Source organism: Nocardioides sp. GCM10030259 (assembly GCF_042666375.1).
Lineage (GTDB): Bacteria > Actinomycetota > Actinomycetes > Propionibacteriales > Nocardioidaceae > Nocardioides.
This window is the reverse complement of sequence record NZ_JBHTDF010000008.1, coordinates 11,488-32,481: the sequence shown is the minus strand read 5'-3', so window position 1 is coordinate 32,481 and position 20,994 is coordinate 11,488. Positions and strand designations below refer to the sequence as shown.

General features: G+C 72.7%; 19 protein-coding genes. 10 read left to right on the top strand and 9 right to left on the bottom strand.

Annotation, left to right across the window (positions count from 1 at the left end; translation table 11 throughout):
- Nucleotides 1-25 precede the first annotated feature (25 nt).
- The 5 genes from ACFQQI_RS08750 to ACFQQI_RS08730 all read right to left on the bottom strand — a co-directional run bounded on the left by ACFQQI_RS08750 (nt 26) and on the right by ACFQQI_RS08730 (nt 5,528).
- Nucleotides 26-1,768 carry an ABC transporter ATP-binding protein gene (locus ACFQQI_RS08750; RefSeq protein ID WP_378561002.1) on the bottom strand — a complete coding sequence of 581 codons (1,743 nt, stop codon included), beginning with the start codon at nt 1,766-1,768 and terminating at the stop codon, nt 26-28.
- A gap of 19 nt (nt 1,769-1,787) precedes the next feature.
- Nucleotides 1,788-3,521: an ABC transporter ATP-binding protein gene (locus ACFQQI_RS08745; protein ID WP_378560999.1), complete on the bottom strand. Its 1,734-nt coding sequence runs from the start codon at nt 3,519-3,521 to the stop codon at nt 1,788-1,790.
- A gap of 66 nt (nt 3,522-3,587) precedes the next feature.
- Nucleotides 3,588-4,499 carry a hypothetical protein gene (locus ACFQQI_RS08740; RefSeq protein WP_378560996.1) on the bottom strand — a complete coding sequence of 304 codons (912 nt, stop codon included), beginning with the start codon at nt 4,497-4,499 and terminating at the stop codon, nt 3,588-3,590.
- Nucleotides 4,489-4,965 carry a DUF6328 family protein gene (locus ACFQQI_RS08735; protein ID WP_378560993.1) on the bottom strand — a complete coding sequence of 159 codons (477 nt, stop codon included), beginning with the start codon at nt 4,963-4,965 and terminating at the stop codon, nt 4,489-4,491. The genes ACFQQI_RS08740 and ACFQQI_RS08735 overlap by 11 nt, the downstream gene beginning before the upstream one ends.
- Nucleotides 4,966-4,985: 20 nt before the next feature.
- Nucleotides 4,986-5,528: a YbaK/EbsC family protein gene (locus ACFQQI_RS08730; protein ID WP_378560990.1), complete on the bottom strand. Its 543-nt coding sequence runs from the start codon at nt 5,526-5,528 to the stop codon at nt 4,986-4,988.
- Nucleotides 5,529-5,605: 77 nt separating this feature from the next.
- On the opposite strand from ACFQQI_RS08730, the gene ACFQQI_RS08725 reads away from it, so the two are divergent.
- Nucleotides 5,606-6,610 carry a glycerophosphodiester phosphodiesterase gene (locus ACFQQI_RS08725; protein ID WP_378560987.1) on the top strand — a complete coding sequence of 335 codons (1,005 nt, stop codon included), beginning with the start codon at nt 5,606-5,608 and terminating at the stop codon, nt 6,608-6,610.
- Here ACFQQI_RS08725 and ACFQQI_RS08720 read toward each other — a convergent pair.
- Genes ACFQQI_RS08720 through ACFQQI_RS08710 form a run of 3 tightly spaced genes read right to left on the bottom strand, consistent with a single transcriptional unit; the run spans nt 6,574 to nt 8,380 of the window.
- Nucleotides 6,574-6,771, bottom strand: coding sequence for a PspC domain-containing protein (locus ACFQQI_RS08720; RefSeq protein ID WP_378560984.1), 198 nt, complete (start codon nt 6,769-6,771; stop codon nt 6,574-6,576). The genes ACFQQI_RS08725 and ACFQQI_RS08720 overlap by 37 nt on opposite strands.
- Nucleotides 6,768-7,142 carry a hypothetical protein gene (locus ACFQQI_RS08715; RefSeq protein ID WP_378560981.1) on the bottom strand — a complete coding sequence of 125 codons (375 nt, stop codon included), beginning with the start codon at nt 7,140-7,142 and terminating at the stop codon, nt 6,768-6,770. Before ACFQQI_RS08715 ends, ACFQQI_RS08720 begins: the two co-directional genes overlap by 4 nt.
- The gene (locus ACFQQI_RS08710; RefSeq protein ID WP_378560978.1) at nt 7,139-8,380 is read right to left on the bottom strand and encodes a PspC domain-containing protein; all 1,242 of its coding nucleotides are present in this window, start codon (nt 8,378-8,380) and stop codon (nt 7,139-7,141) included. The genes ACFQQI_RS08715 and ACFQQI_RS08710 overlap by 4 nt, the downstream gene beginning before the upstream one ends.
- 145 nt (nt 8,381-8,525) lie before the next feature.
- On the opposite strand from ACFQQI_RS08710, the gene ACFQQI_RS08705 reads away from it, so the two are divergent.
- Entirely contained in the window at nt 8,526-9,824 is a 1,299-nt protein-coding gene (locus tag ACFQQI_RS08705) for a PspC domain-containing protein (protein ID WP_378560975.1), read from the top strand.
- Nucleotides 9,817-10,476, top strand: a complete 660-nt coding sequence (locus ACFQQI_RS08700) for a response regulator (protein WP_378560972.1) — start codon at nt 9,817-9,819, stop codon at nt 10,474-10,476. Before ACFQQI_RS08705 ends, ACFQQI_RS08700 begins: the two co-directional genes overlap by 8 nt.
- Here ACFQQI_RS08700 and ACFQQI_RS08695 read toward each other — a convergent pair.
- Complete coding sequence (locus ACFQQI_RS08695) at nt 10,442-12,727, bottom strand: MMPL family transporter (RefSeq protein ID WP_378560969.1); 2,286 nt, start codon at nt 12,725-12,727, stop codon at nt 10,442-10,444. The genes ACFQQI_RS08700 and ACFQQI_RS08695 overlap by 35 nt on opposite strands.
- A gap of 184 nt (nt 12,728-12,911) precedes the next feature.
- On the opposite strand from ACFQQI_RS08695, the gene ACFQQI_RS08690 reads away from it, so the two are divergent.
- The 7 genes from ACFQQI_RS08690 to ACFQQI_RS08660 all read left to right on the top strand — a co-directional run bounded on the left by ACFQQI_RS08690 (nt 12,912) and on the right by ACFQQI_RS08660 (nt 20,975).
- Nucleotides 12,912-14,120 carry a sensor histidine kinase gene (locus ACFQQI_RS08690; protein WP_378560966.1) on the top strand — a complete coding sequence of 403 codons (1,209 nt, stop codon included), beginning with the start codon at nt 12,912-12,914 and terminating at the stop codon, nt 14,118-14,120.
- Nucleotides 14,117-14,806, top strand: coding sequence for a response regulator (locus tag ACFQQI_RS08685; RefSeq protein WP_378560963.1), 690 nt, complete (start codon nt 14,117-14,119; stop codon nt 14,804-14,806). The genes ACFQQI_RS08690 and ACFQQI_RS08685 overlap by 4 nt, the downstream gene beginning before the upstream one ends.
- A 57-nt stretch (nt 14,807-14,863) precedes the next feature.
- On the top strand, nt 14,864-16,282 hold the full coding sequence (locus tag ACFQQI_RS08680; RefSeq protein WP_378560960.1) for an APC family permease: 1,419 nt from the start codon (nt 14,864-14,866) through the stop codon (nt 16,280-16,282).
- A gap of 18 nt (nt 16,283-16,300) precedes the next feature.
- Nucleotides 16,301-16,654 carry a hypothetical protein gene (locus ACFQQI_RS08675; protein WP_378560957.1) on the top strand — a complete coding sequence of 118 codons (354 nt, stop codon included), beginning with the start codon at nt 16,301-16,303 and terminating at the stop codon, nt 16,652-16,654.
- An 83-nt stretch (nt 16,655-16,737) separates the two neighbouring features.
- A complete protein-coding gene (locus ACFQQI_RS08670; protein WP_378562286.1) occupies nt 16,738-18,951 on the top strand; it encodes a chemotaxis protein CheA in 2,214 nt (737 codons plus the stop codon).
- Nucleotides 18,948-19,367: a chemotaxis protein CheW gene (locus tag ACFQQI_RS08665; RefSeq protein WP_378560954.1), complete on the top strand. Its 420-nt coding sequence runs from the start codon at nt 18,948-18,950 to the stop codon at nt 19,365-19,367. Before ACFQQI_RS08670 ends, ACFQQI_RS08665 begins: the two co-directional genes overlap by 4 nt.
- Nucleotides 19,368-19,406: 39 nt before the next feature.
- Nucleotides 19,407-20,975 carry a methyl-accepting chemotaxis protein gene (locus ACFQQI_RS08660; RefSeq protein WP_378560951.1) on the top strand — a complete coding sequence of 523 codons (1,569 nt, stop codon included), beginning with the start codon at nt 19,407-19,409 and terminating at the stop codon, nt 20,973-20,975.
- Nucleotides 20,976-20,994: the final 19 nt, after the last annotated feature.

Sequence of the window (20,994 nt, the reverse complement as noted above, 5' to 3'; positions counted from 1 at the left end):
CAACCCCCATCTGGCAGGGACCGGCTCAACCGCGCCCGTGCCAGCTGTCCCAGAGCGCGGCGTAGGAGCCGCCGGCGGCGACGAGCTCGTCGTGGGAGCCGAGCTCGGAGATCCGGCCGTCCTCGACCACGGCGACCCGGTCCGCGTCGTGGGCGGAGAAGAGGCGGTGCGCGATCGCGATCACCGTGCGGCCCTCGAGGACGGCGGCGAGCGAGCGCTCGAGGTGGCGGGCGGCGCGGGGATCGATGAGCGACGTCGCCTCGTCGAGCACCAGCGTGTGCGGGTCGGCGAGCACGAGCCGGGCGAGGGCGACCTGCTGGGCCTGCGCGGCGGTGACCGCTCGTCCGCCCGAGCCGACCTCGGTGTCGAGACCCTCGGGCAGCGCGTCGACCCAGTCGAGCGCGTCGACCGCGGCGAGCGCGTTGCGTACGTCGTCGTCGGTCGAGCCGGGCCGGGCCAGGACGAGGTTCTCGCGCACCGTGCCGACGAAGACGTGGTGCTCCTGGGTCACCAGCGCGACGTGGCCGCGCAGGTCGTCGAGCGGCAGCTCGACCAGGCCGACCCCGCCCACCGTCACGTCGCCGGAGCGGGGCGGGTGGATGCCCGCGAGCAGCCGGCCCAGCGTCGACTTGCCGGCGCCGGACGGCCCGACCATGGCGATCCGCTCGCCGACGCCGACGTCGAGCGAGACGCCGTGGAGCACGTCGCGCCCGTCGACGTACGAGAACCGCACGTCGTCGGCCTCGATCGCCTCGCCGTCGGGCTCGCGACCGCTGACCGAGCGGTCGTCGGGCACCTGCGCGACGCCGAGGAGGCGCGCGAGCGACGCGGCGCCGACCTGGAGCTCGTCGAGGATCGACACGATCCGGTCGACGGGGTCGATCAGCATCTGCACGTAGAGCGTCGCCGCGGTGACCGCGCCCAGCGAGACCTCGCCCTGCGTGTAGAGGTAGCCGCCGAAGAGCAGCGTCAGCACCGTCGGGACCAGGTAGGCGATCTCCATGTTCGGGAAGAACACCGTGCGCAGGAACAGCGTGTAGCGCTCGGCGCGGTACGACGCTGCGATGTCCTCGTCGACCGCGTCGATGCGCCGCTGCCCGATGCCGAGCGCCTCGACGGTGCGCGCGCCCTCGACGGTCTCGGTGAGCGTCGCGTTGATCTGTGAGTACGACGCGCTCTCGCGCAGGTAGCCGTCCTTCGCGCGCCGGAGGTACCAGCGCAGGCCGATCACCAGCGGCGGCACGCCGAGCAGGCAGGGGAGCGCCACCCACCAGCCGATGCTGAGCGCCGCGATGAACGTGACGACCGCCGTGATCACCGCGATCGTCCACTCCGGCAGCGCCATCCGCACCGACCAGCCGAGCTGGTCGACGTCGCGGCTGGTGCGGGTCAGCAGGTCGCCGGACCCGGCGTCCTCGACGACCCCGACCGGGAGCGCGAGCGCGTTGTCGACGAAGTCCTCGCGCAGCTCGGCCAGCACCTGCTCGCCGAGCACCTGGCTGAGGTAGCGGGCGAACCGGGTCAGCACGGTCTGCGCCACGAGGAAGGCCGCGAGCAGGGCGACGATCCGGTCGACGTGGCCGACGGTCGTGCCGTCCTCGACGGCCTCGACGAGCCCGCCCAGCAGGCGCGGTGCGGCGAGCGCAGCGAGAGCCGCCGAGAGGTGGAGGGCGAGCGCGCCGTACAGCAGGCGCGGGTGCCGGCGGGCCAGCGAGCCGACGTACCCGCGCACGGCGCGGCCGTCGGCGATGGGCAGCTGTGTCTTCATCGGGGTCCCCGTGGGGTGATCATCGGCGCGTCTCCGAGACGGCGAGGTCGGGCTCGGTCTCGCGGGTGACGACGCGGCGGTACGCCGGGCTCGTGTCGAGCAGCTCGGCATGGGTGCCGACCGCGACGACCCGGCCGCCGTCGAGGAACGCGACCGTGTCGGCGGCGTCGAGCATCAGCGGGCTCGACGAGGTGACGACCGTGGTCCGGCCGGCGCGGTGGTCGCGCAGCCGTGCGGCGATGCGCGCCTCCGTGTGGGCGTCGACGGCCGAGGTCGGCTCGACGAGCACGAGGACCTCGGGGTCGAGGGCGAGCGCACGGGCGAGCACCAGTCGCTGCCGCTGGCCGCCCGAGAAGGTGCGGCCGCGCTCGGCGACCATGGTGTCGAGGCCCTCGTCGAGCGCCTCGAGGATGTCCCCGGCCGACGCGGTCTCGAGCGCGCGCCGCACGTCGCCGTGGCCGGTGAGGTCGAGCCCGTCGGCGAGCCGCCCGGAGAAGAACAGAGCGCTGGTGTCGGACACGACGATCCGGTCGCGCACCTCGGCCGGGTCGAGCGAGGTCAGGGGCACGCCGCCGAGCCGCACCTCGTCGTCGGCCGGCGCGGCGCTCATGCCGAGCCGGTCGGCGAGGTCGGCGGAGTCGTCGGGCTGCTCGCTGACGACCGCCGTCAGCAGTCCGGCGGCTGCGACGAACCCGGTGCGGGTGTCGACGAGGTCGGACCCGACGGCCGGGGACGGTGCCGGCTGCGCCGGCGCGGCCACCTCGGGCTCGAGCGCGAGCACCCGGCAGATGCGGTGCGCCGCGACCCGGGCCCTGATCACCTTGTTGGCGAACTCCGTCGCCGTGCGCAGCGGGATCATCAGGAACGCCGAGTAGCCGTAGAACGCGACCAGCTCACCGGCGGTGATCGTGCCCTCCACGGCGTACCGCGCGCCGATCCAGACCACCACGACGACGAAGAGGCCCGGCAGGAAGACCTGGAGCGCGTCGAGCACCGACTGGAGCCTCGCGACCCGGACGCCGGCGGCGCGGGTGGTCTGCGACTCGCGGCGGTAGCGGTCGGAGAAGACCTGCTCGCCGCCGATCCCGCGTAGCACCCGCAGCCCGCCGACGATGTCGCTGGCGGTGTTGGAGAGTCGCCCCATCAGGTGCCGCTGGTGGGCGCTGCGGCGCTGCAGCGGGCCGAGGAGCGGGGCGACGCCGAGCATCAGGACCGGGACGCCGACGAGCACGACGAGGCCGAGCGTCACCGACGTCTGCACCAGGATCGCCGCGACGATGAAGAACGACACGACCGCGCCCGCGAACCGCGCCGAGACGTCCATGACGTGGCCGATGTGGGAGAGGTCGTTGGTGCCGATCGCGACGACCTCTCCGGTCGAGACCTTGCGGGGCAGGGTGCCGCCGAGTCGGACCGTCTGGCGGGTGACGAGCTGGACGACGCGGTACGCCGCGGTCAGCCAGTTCGTGACCGCGAAGCGGTGCCGCATGATGCCGGAGGCGGCCTGCACCAGGCCGATCGCGAAGAGGACGGCGGCCCACTCGAGGAGGCGGGTGCCGTCCTTGGCGGCGACGCCGTCGTCGATCGCGCGGCCGATCACGGCGGGCAGCACCGCCTGGCAGCTCATCCAGACGATGCCGAAGCACATGCCCCCGACGAGCGTCTGCCACTGCTGGCGCGCCATCCACCACAGGAACCGACCCGGGGTGCCGTGGGCGGCGGTGCCGGGGTGGTCGAGGGGCAGCTGGCGCACTGTGCCAACGCTAGGTTTCCGGCCCGTTCGTCAGCGAGTTGTTTTCGCGGTGACAGCGCTCACGCGCTACTGGTTCGTGATGTCCTCGAGCATCCCGCACGAGGCCCGGGCGAAGTCGATCGCGGCCTTCGCGCCGGCCTCGCTCATCCGCAGCGTGATCTGCCCGGGCTCCCCGTCGAGGTGCAGCCCGATCTTGAACGCCGTGGCGCCGCCGGACTCCGCGAACGCGTGGGCGTCGCAGCGGTTCGGCTTGATCGGCAGGTCGACGCGCGAGGGCGCGTCGGTGCCGCGGACCGTCACCTCGGGTCGCCACACGTCGGCGCCGACGGGCGCGAGGACGGGCGTGCCGGAGACGGTGTCGATGGTGAGCGTCGGACCCGGCCGACCCGTCGGTCGTACGACGAGGGTCAGCGTGCCGGGGTCGCCCCGCTCGCCCGACGACAGCACGTCGTCGGCCCAGGACAGCGCGGCGACCCGAGCGACCGCGATCTCGAGGCAGCGCGCCCGGGAGTAGCGACCGGCGACGTCGGTCGAGTCGGCGACCCGCAGGGTCCGCGTCGTGTCGCCGTACTCCACGGTGACGGTGCCGCTGCCGCTCGGGTGGTCGCAGGCCGGCAGCCGGGGCAGGTAGAGGGGGAACCCGCGCTCCGACTGTGACGGGATCGGTCGCAGGCGGCTGCCGGACAGCGTGGCGCGGTAGCGCGGATCGGCGTACGTGATGCGGACGGGCCGGACCGGCCCGGCGGTGTCGTTGTCGATCCAGACCTCCATGCGGCCGGCGGCCGCATCGCGCGAGGACTGCCGCATATCAGCGCGCAGCCGGCCGCTGGGCGGCGGCTCGGGCGGCAGCGGGATCGGCGTCAGCGTGCGGATCGAGCGGGACGGCGACGGCTCGGGGGCGCCCACCGGTACGTCGTCGCCGGAGCAGCCCGCCACCGCCAGTGCGGCGAGGAGCAGACCCGCGAGGCTAGCCCGCACCGTCGTCCAGTCGACGAGGCAGCACCACGAGCAGGAGGAGCAGCACGACGGCGATGGCGGCGGAGGCGATCACGGCCCACGTCCGGTCGGCGACGACGTCCCAGATCAGCAGCACCATGCCGGCGACGAGGAAGGAGATGCAGGCGATGACGCCGTAGACGATCTTGTGGGCGGAGGCGACCACCCGCTCCTTGACGTTGCGGCCCGAGAGGTGGCGGTGGACCGCGACCGGGCCCATCACCAGGGCGGTGCTCAGGGCGGCCAGCAGCACGAGACCCAGGTAGAGCCCGACCTGGAAGTCGTCCAGGTCCTCGAACGTGTCCTGGAAGGGCAGGGTCAGCAGGAACCCCGCCGTCAGCTGGGCCCCGGTCTGCATCACGCGCAGCTCCTGGAGCAGGTCGTTGAACTTGCGGTCGAGCCGCTCGTCCTCGGTCTCGTCGCGTCCGCTCCCCATTCCCTCACTCATGTCGGAATTCTTACCCCTTCTCAACCCGCAAGATGCTCGATCACCTCGGCGCCCGGGAGATCGGCGACCAGCGCGCCCGGCAGCAGCAGCTTGGACCGGCGCACGCCGGACCCGATCACCGCGACCTCCATCTCGACGACCCGGGCGTCCACCAGCAGCCGCCACCCGTCCGGCAGGCCGACCGGGGTGATCCCGCCGTACTCCATCGCGGTCTCCTCGACCGCCCGATCCATCGGCAGGAACGACGCCTTCCGCACGTCGAGCTCCTTGCGGACCCGGCTGTTGACGTCGGCGCGGGTGTCGGCCCGCACCAGGCACGCCGCGATCCGCTCGTCGCCCGCGCGGGCGCCGCCGACCACGACGCAGTTGGCGCCGGTGTCCATGCCGATGTCGTACGCCGCGGCCATCGCGGCCGTGTCCGCGACCTCCGGGTCGATCTCCACCACGCCGACGCGGTCGGCGTGCGGCCACGCGCGCAGCGCCGCCTCCACCGGCGGCGCGAGCAGGTCGGGGCGGTCCAGTGCGGGGACGGTCTCGATGCGGCCGAGCGTGGGAGTGGTCATGTCTCCATCCTGCCGGTTTCACCGGCGGTTCACGTCGCTCCCGCCGCGGCGTCACCGAGCCGGGCTCTGCTGGGCACATGCGAGAGCCGATCGTCATCGCACACCGCGGAGCGTCGGGCTACCGGCCCGAGCACACCCTCGCGTCGTACCGCCTCGCGATCGCGCTGGGCGCCGACTACGTCGAGCCCGACCTGGTGCCGACCCGGGACGGCGTCCTCGTCGCCCGGCACGAGGCAGAGATCGGGCGGACGACGAACGTCGCGCGGCGCGGGGAGTTCGCCGACCGGCTCACCACCCGGGAGGTGGACGGCCGGTGGGTGACGGGCTGGTTCGTCGAGGACTTCACGCTCGCCGAGCTCAAGTCGCTGCGCGCCGTCGAGCGGCTGCCGGACCTGCGGCCGCAGAACACCCGCTTCGACGGCCGCTATGACGTGCCGACCTTCGACGAGATCCTCGGGCTCGTCGCCGCCGAGTCCGAGCGGCTCGGGCGCGAGGTGGGGGTCTACCCGGAGCTCAAGCACCCGTCGTACTTCACCGCTCGAGGCCTCCCGACGGAGGAGCTGCTGCTGGAGACGCTGTCGATCCACGGGTACGACGCGCCGACCGCGCCGGTCTTCCTCCAGTGCTTCGAGCCGGCAACTCTCCAGTGGCTCCGGTCACGCACCGGTCTGCCGCTGGTGCAGCTGGTCGAGGCCACCGGTCCCAGCAGTGTGCTGGGCGACCCGGTGACCTCGACCGGCTTGCGGCGGATCGCCTCCTGGGCGGACGCGATCGGCGTGCACAAGGACCTCGTGCTGCCGCGGCTCCCCGGGACCGGCGCGATCGGCGACCCGACGGACCTGGTGGCGGCGGCGCACGCGGCCGGCCTGAAGGTCCACGTGTGGACGATGCGCGACGAGAACGCCTTCCTGCCGACCGGCTACCGACGTGGCGAGAGCCCGTCCGACCCCGGGGACTCCATCGAGGAGACGCAGGCGTTCCTCGACGCCGGGGTGGACGGGCTCTTCACGGATCAGCCGGACACGACCCTGGAGGCCAGGCGGCTTCACGCCTCGGGCATCAGGATCCACGCGGCGATGTAGGCGAGTGCGACGCTGCCGGCGCTGAAGATCGCGGCGACCACGGTCAGCACCCGGACCAGCGCCGGGTCGAGGCCGGTGTACTCGGCCACTCCCGAGCAGACGCCCGCGACCATGCGGTTGTCGCTGCGGCGGACCAGGCGGCGGGTGGTGCTGGCGTTCATCGGTTCTCCTCGGGAGTGTCGGTGTCGTCGGTGGTGTCGGTGACGACGGTGGTGTCGGTGTCGTCGACGTCGTACGTGTCGTAGGTGTAGATGTCGACGGGCTCGGGGGCCGGCGACGGCTCGACCCAGCCGACCTGGCGGTTCGACCACTTGTGCCGCGACGACAGGCTCAGCGCGAGCAGGCCGGCGAGCCCGGCCAGCACCCAGGGCACCGGCAGCAGCCACCGGACGTCGCCGTCGCCGACGACGTCGGTCTGGATCAGGGCCCACACGCCGACCAGGCCGAGGAACGCGATCCCCATGACCAGGTGGCCGACGTTGACGGGGTGGCGCCCCGAGAGGCGGCTGGTGTCGAAGTCGGTCGTGCTCATCGCTGGTTCACCTCGATCTGGCCGACACCCAGCTGGGTGCGGATGATGATCTCCGGGTCCGTGGGGGACCCCTGGGACGTGGAGAAGCTGACGTCGATCCCGCCGCGCCCCTCGCCGAACAGGTCGATCTGGCCGGGGCCGTCGATGTCGGCGGTCACCGTGGCGGCGAGGTCGCGGGGGATGATGACCTCGATGCGGCCCATCCCGCCCTCCACGTCGAGGAGGCGGCCGTCGAGCTCCTCGAGGTCGGTGACGCCGCGCAGGTCGATGACCTGCTCGCCGGCGCCGAGCCAGTAGCGGGTGTCGACGGACGCCGCGGTCGTCGGTCGGACGGTGACCTGGTCGCCGTCCCACTCGCTGGCCGCGGTCGCGCCGACGAGGCCGATGGTCGAGAGCAGCCCCAGCAGGATGATGCCGCCGGCCCGGCCGTAGAACGCGCCGACCAGCAGCATCACGCCGCTGATCGCCACTGCCAGCGCGGGGTACGCCGGGTCGGCGACGTTGCCGCCGGCGAGGTCGACGATGCCCAGGACGCCTTCGGCGAGCACGATCAGCGCGAGCGTGAACCAGAAGAGGATCGGGCCGCGCTTGCGCGGGTTGGGGCGGTAGGTGATCGGAGCGGCCGGCGGCACGTACGGCGGCGGGGCGGGTGCGTACGTCGGGTCGAGCGCCGGTCCGGTGGCCGGCCCGGCGAACGAGGACGTCGCTGGGACGTCGTACGGGTTGGTCTGCGTCGGCGCCCCGGTCGGCGCGTACGGCGCGGCGTACGACGTCGGCGCGGGTCCTTGCTGCTGTGACGGGCTGTTGCGGGTCAGCAGCCACAGCGCGACCAGCGCGACGATCGCGAGCGGCCAGGGGAACCAGAAGGCGCCCCAGCTGTCGCCGACCAGGGCCAGCGCGGCGATGGCGCCGACGACGACGAGCGCGACGGTGCGGGACTTCTCGTCCAGGTTGAACGGCGCGCGGTCCGAGCCGTCCTCGGGGACGAGCAGCCAGCAGGCGCCGTACAGGATCAGACCGGCACCGCCGAAGAACACCAGCACCACGAAGGCGACGCGCAGGACGAGCGGGTCGACGTCGAGGTGGCGTCCGAGGCCGCCCGCCACGCCGGCGACCTTGCGGTCGGTGATGGATCGGCGCAGGCGGCCCAGGTTGCGCATCTCCTCGTGGGAGACGCGGGGTCCGCCGGCCGGGCCGGGCTGCGGCGGGGGTGGTGCTTCGGGAGGTGTGGTGTTCATGGCACCAAGCCTGCGTCGTCCGGGCCCCCGGAACCATCGGGGACGACCCTGAACCTCGCCCCCGCCGCGGGGGCGGCGCTCAGGGTCGGGCCGGGGTTCGCCCTCATGGTCCCGGCCCTGCCGCTGTGTGACGATTGACCCCGACATGAGCACCACACACGGCACCGCGATCGACGGTGCGCACGGGACCCGCCGCGCCACCCGCGACACGCAGGAGCCGATCCTCGGCGGCGTCGCCTCCGGCCTGGCCCGGCACCTCGCGGTGCCGGTGCTGTGGGTGCGGGCCGGCTTCGTGCTGGCCGCGTTCCTCGGCGGCTTCGGCGTCATCTTCTACGCCGCGCTGTGGTGGATGCTGCCGTCGGACCAGAAGTTCGAGACCGCGGCGCCCGGCATCGAGAGCGCGACCCGGGGCGGGCGCCGCCCGGGCCGGATCCGCCGGCTGGGCGACGTCGGCCCGGCGATCGCGCTGGCCGCCCTCGGCCTCGGCGCGATCCTGCTCCTCGAGGCGCTGGTCGGGGCGGGCGCGTTCTTCTGGCCGCTGCTCATCGGCCTCGGCGGCATCGCCCTGCTGTGGCGGCAGGCCGACGAGGCGCAGCGCGAGCGCTGGCTCGACAGCACCGGCCGGATCAACCCGATGCGGGTCGTCTTCGGCAGCGGCGGCTGGGCGTCGTACGCCCGCGTCGCCGCCGGCCTCGGCCTCATCGTGATCGCGCTCGTCACCTACTCCGTCCACGGCGGCTCGCTGTCGATGGCCCGCGACATCGTCGTCGCGGCCCTGCTGACCATCGTCGGCCTCGCGATCGTGATCGGCCCCTGGGTCCACCGCCTGGCCACCGACCTCTCCGACGAGCGCGCCGAGCGGGTGCGCACCCAGGAGCGGGCCGACGTCGCCGCGCACCTCCACGACTCCGTGCTCCAGACGCTCGCGCTGATCCAGAAGAACTCCGACGATCCCACCACCGTCGCCCGCCTCGCCCGCGCCCAGGAGCGCGACCTCCGGTCGTGGCTGTACGCCGGCGAGTCGACCGACGAGCGCACCGTCGCCAGCGCGCTGCGCGGGGTCGCGGCGCGCGTGGAGGACGAGTACGCGGTGTCGGTCGACGTCGTCACGGTCGGCGACGGCGACTTCGACGAGCTGCTCCGGCCGATCGTCAACGCGACCGGCGAGGCCGTCACCAACGCCGCGAAGCACGCCGGCACGGGCAAGGTCGACGTCTACGCCGAGATCACCGACGCGGCCGTCGACGTCTTCGTGCGCGACCGCGGCGCCGGCTTCGACCCCGAGACCATCGGCACCGACCGCTACGGCGTACGCCACAGCATCGTCGACCGCATGCAGCGCCACGGCGGGTCGTCCGAGATCCGCTCGACACCGGGGGAGGGCACCGAGGTCCGCCTGCACCTGCCCCGACCCGCCCGACAGGAGGAGAACCACCATGGCTGAGGTGAGCGTCGTCATCGTGGACGACCACGCGATGTTCCGGCGCGGTGTCCGTGCCGAGCTCGAGAGCGCCGGTCGCGGCCGGGTGTCGATCCTCGCGGAGGCGGCGGACGTCGACGAGGCGATCGCCGCGGTCGCTGCCCACCGCCCCGACGTCGTGCTGCTCGACGTGCACCTCCCGGGCGGCGGCGGAGCCGAGGTCATGCGCCGCGTGACGGCCGCCGGCAGCGCGCCCGACACCCGCTACCTCGCGCTGTCGGTGAGCGACGCCGCCGAGGACGTCATCGGCACGATCCGCGGCGGCGCCCGCGGCTACGTCACCAAGACGATCACCGGGCCCGAGCTGGTCCAGGCGATCGGCCGGGTCGCGGAGGGCGACGCGGTGTTCTCGCCGCGGCTCGCCGGCTTCGTGCTCGACGCGTTCTCCGGCTCGATCGACGTCTCGGCCGTCGACGAGGACCTCGACCGGCTCACCGAGCGGGAGCGCGAGGTGATGCGGCTGATCGCGCGGGGCTACGCCTACAAGGAGGTCGCGAAGGAGCTCTTCATCTCCATCAAGACCGTCGAGACCCACATGTCGAGCGTGCTGCGCAAGCTGCAGCTGTCCTCGCGCCACGAGCTCACCCGCTGGGCGTCGGACCGCCGCCTCCTGTGAGTGCCGGGGCCGGTTCGGCCTTCGCGGGCAGGTAGACGTCGCTCCGCCCCTCGACGTGCAGCTGGGGCAGCCATCGGTCGAGCCTGCTCGGCAGCCACCAGTTGCGGCGACCGAGCAGCTGCATGACGGCGGGCACCAGCAGCATCCGGACGACGGTGGCGTCGACGAGGATCGCGGCGACCATGCCGATGCCGAACGACTTCATCATCACGTTGGGCAGCGCGATCAGCGCCGCGAAGACGGCGATCATGATCGCCGCCGCCGCGGTGATCACCCGGCCGGTGCCGGCCAGGCCGGCGAGCACCGCACGCTCGTTGTCGCCCGTGCGGACCCACTCCTCCCGCATCCGGCTGACGAGGAACACCTCGTAGTCCATCGACAGCCCGAACAGCAGCGCGAACATGATCATCGGCAGGTAGCCCGCGATCGGCGCGGCCTCGTCGATCCCGATCAGGCCGCCGGCCCACCCGCCCTCGAGGAAGAACGCGGTCACGCCGTACGCCGCGGCGACCGACAGCAGGTTCATCAGCGCCGCGGTGGCGGCGATGACGACGCTGCGGAACGCGACCAGCAGGATCAGGAACGAGACGCCGACGACTCCGCCGATCAGGTACGGCAGCCGGTCGATGAGGATCTCGTTCATGTCGAGCTCGGTGGCCGTCCGGCCGCCCACGAAGGCCTCGACACCGCTGCCCGCCAGTGCGTCGGGGATGACGCGGTCGCGGAGGTCGCGGGTGAGGTCGGTCGTGGCGCCGTCCTGCGGTCCGGTCGTCGGGACCACGGTGACGAGAGCCGCGTCCCCGGCCGGGCTGAGCAGCGGCGGCGCGACCGTGGCGACCCCGGGCGTCCCCGCCAGCGCGGCCTGCAGGCGCTCCGTCACTGCGTCGGGGTCGTCGGGGCCGGCCGCGAGGTCGGCGACGACGAGCAGCGGGCCGTTGTGGCCGGGGCCGAAGGACTCCGCGACCATGTCGTGGCCCTGCCGTCCGTTGAAGTCCTCCGGGTCGTTGCCGGCGTCCGGGATGGCGAACGTCGCGCCCAGGAAGGGCGCCGCCAGGAGCAGCAGCACGGCGCCGGCGCCGACGGCCGCGGCCACGCTGTGCCGCTGGACGAACCGGCTCCACCGCAGCCAGCCCGGCGCCGGCACCAGGTGCCCGTCGCTCGTGAGCTCGACCGTCCGCGGGCGCAGGAACGGGATCCGGAGCCGGTCGATGGACCTCCCGGCGAACCCGAGGAGCGCGGGGAAGAGCGTGAGCGCGGCGATCATCACGACGAGAACGGCGACCATCGCCACCACGGCGGTGCCGTTCATGATCGACATGCCCATGGCGAACAGGCCGGCCATGCTGATCATCACGGTCAGGCCCGCCACCACCACGGCGCGTCCCGCGGTGTCGAGGGTGGCGACGGTGGCCTCCTCCGGATCGAGGCCGACGGCCCGCCACTCGCGGAAGCGGGTGACCATCAGCAGCGCGTAGTCGATCCCCACGGCGATGCCGATCATCGAGCCGAGGATCTCCGCGAAGTCCGGTACGTCGAGGAACGCCGCCACCAGGCCGACCAGGCTCGAGCTCACGGCCAACCCGGCGATCGCCGTACCGAGCGGCAGGCCGGCGGCGACCACGGATCCGAAGACGAGCAGGAGGATGACCGCGGCAGCGGCCAGGCCGATGGCCTCGGTGACCCCGGGCGCGGGCATCTCGGCGATCTGCACGGCACCACCGGTGATCGCGGTCTCGAGGCCGTCGGTCTCGGCGGCGGCCACCGCGTCCATCAGGCGCTCGGTGTCCTCGACCGGGATGTCGTTCGGGTTGACGACGTCGAGGCTGACCCGGGCCAGGAGCGTCCGGCCGTCGGGAGCGATCGCCCCGGGGCTCGCGTACGGGTCGGCGACCTCGGCGACGTGCGGCATTCCGGCCAGCTCGTCGAGCAGGTCGGTGACGGCGGCACGCACCTCGGGAGTGTTCACGTCGTCGCCACGCACCACGACGTCGAGCTGGTCGCCGGACCGGGCGGGGAACCGCTCCTCGAGCAGGACCTGCGCCCGCTCCGAGTCCGAACCCGCCAGGGTGGTGCCGTTGGCGAGGTCGCCGCCGAAGGTGCTGGTGAGCCCGACCGCGGCGCCGAGGGCCAGCAGCCAGGCGACGACGACCAGCCAGCGACGTCGGTGGCAGGCCCGGGCGATCCGCCCGAGCGGGCCGGGACGCGGTGGGGCAGCGGCATCCGGGCGAGAGCGTGCGAGCAGGTCGGTCATCGGTTCCTCCGTGGTCGGGATGTCACCGATCGTGGGTCTCCGGCGGGTCGCGCGGCGTCGGGCGAGCGACGGCGCCCGGACCCGTTCTCGGCGTACGACGGGCGCCGCGGACCGCGCTCCTCGACGTAGTGGACCGCGCTCCTCGACGCAGTCGCCCGGGCGCGCGGCGACCTAGGATCGCTCCATGTCCGTGCACGCGGTGCCGAACCGGCTGCCTGTCCTCGCGCAGGACGCCGCCCTGGCGCTGTTCATCACCGTCGTGCAGGTGCTGGGCGTCCGCCGGGTGACGGAGACGAGCGAGGTCGCCGGGCGACCGCTCGACGACCTCGGGTACCTGGGCCTCGCCCTGCTGCTGGTGAGCGGCCTGGCCCTCGTCGTCCGGCGCCGGTGGCCGGTCGCCGTCGCGCTGGTGGAGGCCGGGGCGAGCGCGCTCTACTTCGGCCTGGAGTTCCACGACGGCCCCGTGTGGCTGTCGCTGTTCGTCGCGCTCTACACGCTGACGGCGTACGGCGACGGGCGCCGCTCGGTCCAGCTCGCGGCCGGGCTGATCCTCGGCCTGTCGGTGGTCTGGATCCTCACCGGCGGCGACGTCGAGCCGCGGGAGGCGCTGGGCTGGCTCGTCTTCCGCATCGGCGCGTCCGTCATGAGCGCCGCCCTCGGGGAGTCGGTCCGCTCCCGGCGGGTGATCGCGGCCGAGGCCGTCGAGCGCGCCGAGCGCGCCGAGCTCACCCGGGAGATGGAGGCCCAGGCCCGGGTCGACGCGGAGCGGCTGCGGATCGCGCGGGAGGTCCACGACACGGTCGCGCACGCGATCGCGATCATCAACGTGCAGGCCGGCATCACGGCCCACGTGCTCGACAAGCGTCCCGAGCGAGCCCGTGAGGCCCTCGAGACCATCGAGCGCACCAGCTCCCATGCGCTCGAGGAGATGCGCACCGTGCTGGGCGTCCTCCGATCGGACGGCGACCCCCGCGCCCCGCAGCCGGGGCTCGACCAGATCGCCGAGCTGACGGCCAAGGCGCGCCAGGCGGGCCTGGACATCGAGCTCGACGGGGGAGGCGTTCCCGCCGTACCGCTTCCCGGAGCGGTCGGCAGCGCGGCGTACCGGATCGTCCAGGAGTCGCTCACCAACGTGATCCGGCATGCCGGGTCCACGCAGGTCCGGGTGTCCCTGGCCTGCGACGACGCCGCGCTCGTCGTACGCGTGGTCGACGCCGGCGGCGCGGTCCCGTCCGCCGACCCTGCGGACGACCAGCGCGCCGGCCACGGGATCGCCGGCATGCGGGAGCGCTGCCGGCTGCTCGGGGGCGATCTCGATGCCGGGCCGCTCCCCGACGGCGGCTTCCAGGTCGCGGCGACGCTGCCGCTGGCGACGGCCGAGGTGCGCGCATGACCGCCGCGGCGCCGGCCGACGCGCCGGTGAAGGTGCTCCTCGTCGACGACGAGGGGCTGGTCCGGTCCGGCTTCCGGATGCTCCTCGACACCGAGGAGGGCATCTCCGTCGTCGGCGAGGCGGCCAACGGGGACGAGGCGATCCAGCAGGCCCTTCGCTGCCGCCCGGACGTCGTGCTCATGGACATCCGGATGCCGGAGGTCGACGGCATCACCGCAACGGCGCGGATCGCCAGCACCCGCGGCCTCGAGCAGGTCCGGGTCCTGGTCCTCACCACCTACGACACCGACGAGAACGTCTTCGACGCGCTGGAGGCCGGTGCCAGTGGGTTCCTGCTCAAGGACGCCGGGCCCGCCGAGCTGCTGCACGCGATCCGCGTGATCGCGACCGGTGAGGCGCTGCTCGCGCCGCGCGTGACGCGCCGCCTGATCTCCCAGGTCACCGCACGTCGTGCCGCGGACCGCGACGCCGACGCGCTCCTCTCCGTGCTCACCGAGCGCGAGCGGCAGGTGCTCGCCCTGGTCGGGCGCGGGCTCAGCAACGACGAGATCGGCGCCGAGCTCCACCTCAGCCCGGCCACCGCGCGCACCCACGTCAGCCACGCGATGGCCAAGCTCGGCGCCCGGGACCGGGCACAGCTGGTCGTCGTCGCGTACGAGTCCGGGCTCGTCCAGCCGGGGGCGTGACCGAGCACCTGCGATCGACGTCGTTTCGAGCAGGCGGGTCCGGGTACCTCGCGACCCATGACCGCGGCAGCCGAACGCCAACCCGACGTCGCCGACAACGGGCTCAAGCGCACCATCACCGGGCGCCAGCTCTTCTTCTACACCCTGGGCGACGTCCTCGGATCGGGGATCTACGTCCTCATCGGACTGGTCGCGGCCGCGGTCGGGGGCGCGTTCTGGGTCGCCTTCGCGGTCGGCGTCACGATCGCGGCGATCACGGGCAGCGCCTACGCGGAGCTCGTCACGAAGTACCCGCGCGCCGCGGGCGCCGCCCTCTACGTGAACAAGGCGTTCGGCAGCAGGGCGCTCAGCTTCCTCGTCACCGTCTCGTTCCTGTCGGCGAGCTTCGCGGCGGCCGGCTCGCTGGCGAGCGGCTTCGCGCAGTACTTCGCCGAGCTCTGGCCGGGACCGCCGGCGCTGCTGGTGATGCTGCTCTTCGTCGCGGCCCTGTCGGTCGTGAACTTCCTGGGCATCACCGAGTCCGTGGTCATCAACATGGTGATGGCGTTCGTCGAGATCGCCGGCCTGGCGCTGATCATGGTGATCGGCCTCTGGTACGTCCTGGAGGGCAACGCCCACTTCGGCACGCTCGTCGACTTCTCGGCCGAGGGCAACCCGGCCCTCGCCGTACTCGCCGGCGTCGCGCTGTCCTTCTTCGCCATGACCGGATTCGAGAACACCGCGAACGTCGCGGAGGAGACCGTCGACCCGCAGCGGTCGTTCCCCCGTGCGCTGATCGGCGGCATGGTGGTGGCCGGCGTGGTCTACGTGCTGGTGTCCGTGGCGGCGGCGCTGACCGTCGACACCGAGACCCTGGCCGGCTCGTCCGCCGCGCTGCTCGAGGTGGTCCGGGCGGGGATCCTGCCGATCTCGAGCGACTTCATGGCCCACCTGTTCGCGGTGATCGCGATGGTCGCGATCACCAACACCACGCTGGTCGCCGTCGTCACCCAGCCACGCATCCTCTACGGGATGGCCAACGAGGACGTCGTCCCGTCGGTCTTCGCCAGGCTGCACCCGGACCGGCGCAGCCCCTGGGTCGGACTCGTCTTCAGCGCGATCGTCGTCGGCGCCCTGCTCGTGGTCGGCACGCTGATCACCCAGGCCGGCGCCGGCCTCGACCTGGTGGCCAGGCTGGCGACCGTCACCGTGCTCTTCCTCCTCTTCATCTACGGCCTGGTGATCGTGTCGGCCCTCCGGCTGCGGGGCCAGGACGAGGACGAGCGGACCTTCCGCGCCAGCACTCCGCTGCTGGTCGTCGGCCTGCTCGGCAACCTCGCGATCTTCTGCTGGTCGGTGTACGACGACCCCACGTCGCTGCTCTGGTGCGCCGCGCTCGTCGGCGTCGGCGTCGTGCTGTTCGTCATCGAGCTGCTCTTCGGGACCCAGGACCGCCCGGAGGGAGCGGAGCGGGGCGATCCCAGCCTGAAGTCCTAGACCTTCTAGGCTTCGGGCATGGAGTTCGTCCGGCACCTGCTGCTCGTCGTCCACCTGCTCGGCTTCGCCGCCCTCTTCGGCGGACTGCTGGTGCAGGCCCGCTCGCCGGAGAAGACGGTCAACGCCCTGATGCGCGACGGCGCCGGGACGGCGTTCGTCGCGGGCCTGCTCCTGGTCGGGGTCCTCGAGGCCGACGGGTCGCCCGACCACACGAAGATCGCCGTGAAGGCCGTCATCGGGCTCGTGATCCTGGTGCTGGTGATGGCGAACCTGCGCCGCGAGCGCATCGCCACCGGCCTGTGGGCGCTGCTGTTGATCCTCACCGTGGCCAACGTGTGCGTGGCGGTCTTCTGGAGCTCCGTGCACGTCTGAGCCGACTGCTCAGGTCGCCCCACCGGCGGCCGATATGCCCCGTCGAACGACCTTGACGACGGAAGGCAACGCCGGTGGATGAGATGGACGAGATCGTCCAGGAGTTTCTCGTGGAGAGCCATGAGAACCTCGACCAGCTCGACCGCGACCTGGTCGCGCTCGAACGCGAGCCGGGCTCGCGCGACCTGCTGGGCAGCATCTTCCGGACGATCCACACGATCAAGGGCACCAGCGGCTTCCTCGCCTTCGGCAAGCTGGAGTCGGTGACCCACGTCGGCGAGAACCTCCTCGCCCGGCTCCGCGACGGCAAGATGTCGATGACGCCGCGCACCACCGACGTGCTGCTCGCGATGGTGGACACCGTCCGTGACCTGCTCTCGGCGATCGAGCAGCAGGGCAACGAGGGTGACGCCGACGTCAGCGCTGTGGTCGAGCAGATCACCGCGCTCCTCGAGGGCAACGAGCCCGCCGTGGAGGTCGTCCCCGCCGCCGTCGTCGAGGCCGCCGTGGCCGAGCCCGTCGTCGAAGCCGTCGAGCCCGTCGTCGAGGCAGCGCCGGGCGCGGCCGCCCCCGTGGTGGAGGCCGCCGCCGACCACCCGGAGGAGCCCGCCGCACGCCGCAGCGTCGCCGACTCCTCGATCCGCGTCGACGTGGACCTGCTCGACACGCTCATGCAGCTGGTCGGCGAGCTCGTGCTGACGCGCAACCAGATCGTCCGGCAGGCCGGCGACCAGCAGGACGTCGAGCTGACCCGCTCCGCCCAGCGCCTCAACCTCATCGCCTCCGAGCTGCAGGAGGGGGTCATGAAGACCCGCATGCAGCCGATCGACAACCTGTGGGCGAAGCTCCCCCGCGTCGTCCGTGACCTCGGCGCCCACTGCGGCAAGCAGGTCAAGCTGTCGATGGTCGGCAAGGAGACCGAGCTCGACCGCTCGCTCCTCGAGGCCGTCAAGGACCCGCTGACCCACCTGGTCCGCAACGCCGTCGACCACGGCCTGGAGACCCCCGAGGCCCGCGCGGCCGCCGGCAAGTCCGCCGAGGGCGTCCTCACGCTGCGCGCCTACCACGAGGGCGGCCAGGTGGTCGTCGAGGTGAGCGACGACGGCGCCGGCATCGACGCCGACGCGATCGCCGCGAAGGCGCTCGACCGCGGCCTGCGCACCTCCGGTCAGCTCGCCCAGATGACGCAGACCGACATCCTCCAGCTGATCTTCCTCCCGGGCTTCTCGACCGCGGCAGCCGTGACCAACGTGTCCGGCCGTGGCGTCGGCATGGACGTCGTGAAGACCAACATCGAGGGCATCGGCGGCACGATCGAGATCGAGTCCGTCGTCGGCCGCGGCACCACCTGCCGGCTGCGCATCCCCCTCACGCTGGCGATCGTCCCGGCCCTGACCGTGGAGTGCGCCGGCGACCGCTACGCGATCCCGCAGCTGAGCCTGCTCGAGCTGGTGGCGCTGGACGCCGACCGGGCCGCGAACGCGGTCGAGGACGTCAACGGCGCCTCGGTCTACCGCCTGCGTGGCTCCCTGCTTCCGCTGGTCCGCCTCGCCGACGTCCTCGGCGTCGAGTCCGACCGCTCCGACGGCCACGTGCTGATCGCCGTCCTCCAGGCGGAGGGCAAGCGCTTCGGCCTCGTGATCGACCGCGTCCTCTCCACCGAGGAGATCGTGGTCAAGCCGCTCGGCTCGCAGCTGAAGGCGATCGGCACCTACTCCGGTGCCACGATCCTCGGCGACGGCCGCGTCGCGCTGATCCTCGACGTCCAGGCCCTGGCCCGCCGCGTCCTCAACATGGACGCGCTCGACCAGGACGACGACGGGGGCGAGGACGCCCGCGCCGCCGCCGGCGAGAGCCTGCGGCTGCTGGTCGCCGGCCTCGGCGAGGGCCGCAAGGTCGCGATCCCGCTGTCGTCGGTCACCCGCCTCGAGAACTTCGACCGCAGCTCGCTCGAGCGCGTCGGCAACCGCGAGGTGGTCCAGTACCGCGGCAGCATCCTGCCGGTCGTCCGCCTGAACAACTACTACGGCGTGATGAGCGACCGCGACAGCGACGAGCTGGTGGTCGTCATCTACACCGTCGGCGACCGCAGCGTCGCGCTGGTCGTCGACGAGATCGTCGACATCGTCGACGAGGTCACCGAGTTCCACGACGAGGTCACCGACCACGGCGTCCTCGGCTCGACCCTGGTCCGCGACCGCATCGTCGAGGTGCTCGACGTACGCGCCGCGATCATGTCGGCCGACCCGACCTTCTACACCGACCACGAGATGCCCGAGCTCCTGGAGGCGATGTGAGCGCCCGACTTGTCACCTTCACCCTCGACGGGCGCCTGTACGGCGTCGACGTCACAGGGGTGCAGGAGGTGCTGCGCGGACAGCCGCAGACGCGGATCCCGCTCGCGCCCGACACCGTCTCCGGCCTGATCAACCTGCGTGGCCAGGTGATGAGCGCGGTCGAGCTCCGGGCGCGCCTCGGCCTGCCCGACCGGCAGGAGGACCAGGAGCCGATGCTCGTGGTCGTCCGGGTCGCCGGCGAGACCATCGCCCTGCTGGTGGACACGATCGGCGCCGTCATGGACGTCGACGACGACCAGTTCGAGCTGCCGCCGGACACGCTGGCCGGCCCGGCCCGCGAGTTCCTCTTCGGTGCCTACAAGCTCGAGGACCAGCTCCTCCTCGCCCTCGACGTCGACCGCGCCGCGGCCGCCTGAGACAACCGCACACCCAACCAACGCAACCAAGGAATCGCCATGCCTGTCGCCATCTCCTGGACCGTGGGTCGTCGCCTCGCGGCGGTGGCCGGCATCGGTGCCGTGACCACCGTGCTCGTCGCCGGCGTCGCCTACTCGGGCTTCCGTGGCCTCGAGACGGACGCCGAGAAGCTGCAGAAGTACGAGGACGCCCGCGTGCTGTTCCACGCGCTCGACACCCGTTCGAGCGAGCTCAAGGTCGACGGCCTGAAGGCGGCGACCTACCCGGACAACGCCTCGCTGGCGCAGGACGTCGTCGACGACGCCGCCACCGTCGAGGAGCTGATGGCCGAGCTGGGCGCCCTCGACCTGGACGCGACGGAGGAGCAGGTCGCGCAGTTCGAGCAGGCGTGGACGGCGTACATCGCGGCAATCGCGGAGTACGTCGACAGCGCCATCGCCGACCAGGAGGCCGCACGCGCCCAGGTCGAGAAGGTGCAGGCCGCCAACGACAAGATGGACGAGCTGCTCTCGGGTGCGATCGAGTCGATCGAGGCCCAGGCGGACGCGGCGATCGCCGAGCGGGCCGACACCCGTTCGCAGGCGCTGTTCCTTCTCGGGCTCGCGGCGCTGATCGGTCTCGCGGCGCTGACCGTGCTGGCGTACCTGATCGCCCGCTCGATCACCCGCCCCCTGCGGGCCAGCGTCAAGGCGCTCACCCACTTCGCGGACGGCGACCTGACCGCCCGCCTGGAGGAGAGGTCGGCCGCCGAGCTGGGCGACCTCGAGCGGGCGCTGAACCGCTCGGTCGAGTCGGTGGCGGGCATCGTGACGACCGTGCAGGGCTCGGCCGACGCCGTCGCCGCGGCGTCCGAGGAGCTGTCGGCGTCCTCCCAGCAGATCGCCGCCGGTGCCGAGGAGACCTCGGTCCAGGCCGGCGTGGTCTCGGGTGCGGCCGACGAGGTGTCGCGCAACGTGCAGACCGTCGCCGCAGGCGCCGAGCAGATGGGTGCCTCGATCCGGGAGATCGCCAGCTCCGCCAACGACGCGGCACGGGTCGCCTCGCAGGCCGTGGGCATCGTCGAGACCACCAACGAGTCGGTCGCCAAGCTCGGTGTCTCGAGCCAGGAGATCGGCAACGTCATCAAGACGATCACCTCGATCGCCGAGCAGACCAACCTCCTGGCCCTCAACGCGACCATCGAGGCCGCCCGCGCCGGCGAGGCCGGCAAGGGCTTCGCCGTGGTCGCCAACGAGGTCAAGGAGCTCGCGCAGGAGACCGCTCGCGCGACCGAGGACATCGCCCAGCGAGTCGAGGCCATCCAGGCCGACACCACCGGCGCGGTGAACGCGATGGGCGAGATCTCGACGATCATCGCCTCGATCAACGACTACCAGCTCACGATCGCCTCGGCGGTGGAGGAGCAGACCGCCACGACGAACGAGATGTCGCGCAACGTCACCGACGCCGCGACCGGCTCCAACGAGATCGCCACCAACATCAACGGCGTCGCGACCGCGTCGACGACCACCACCCAGGCCGTCAACCAGACCCTGTCCGCGATCGGTGAGCTCGCCCAGATGGCCTCCAGCCTGCGGAGCGAGATCTCCCGGTTCCGCGTGGGCTGACCCCGACCACCCCGATCCG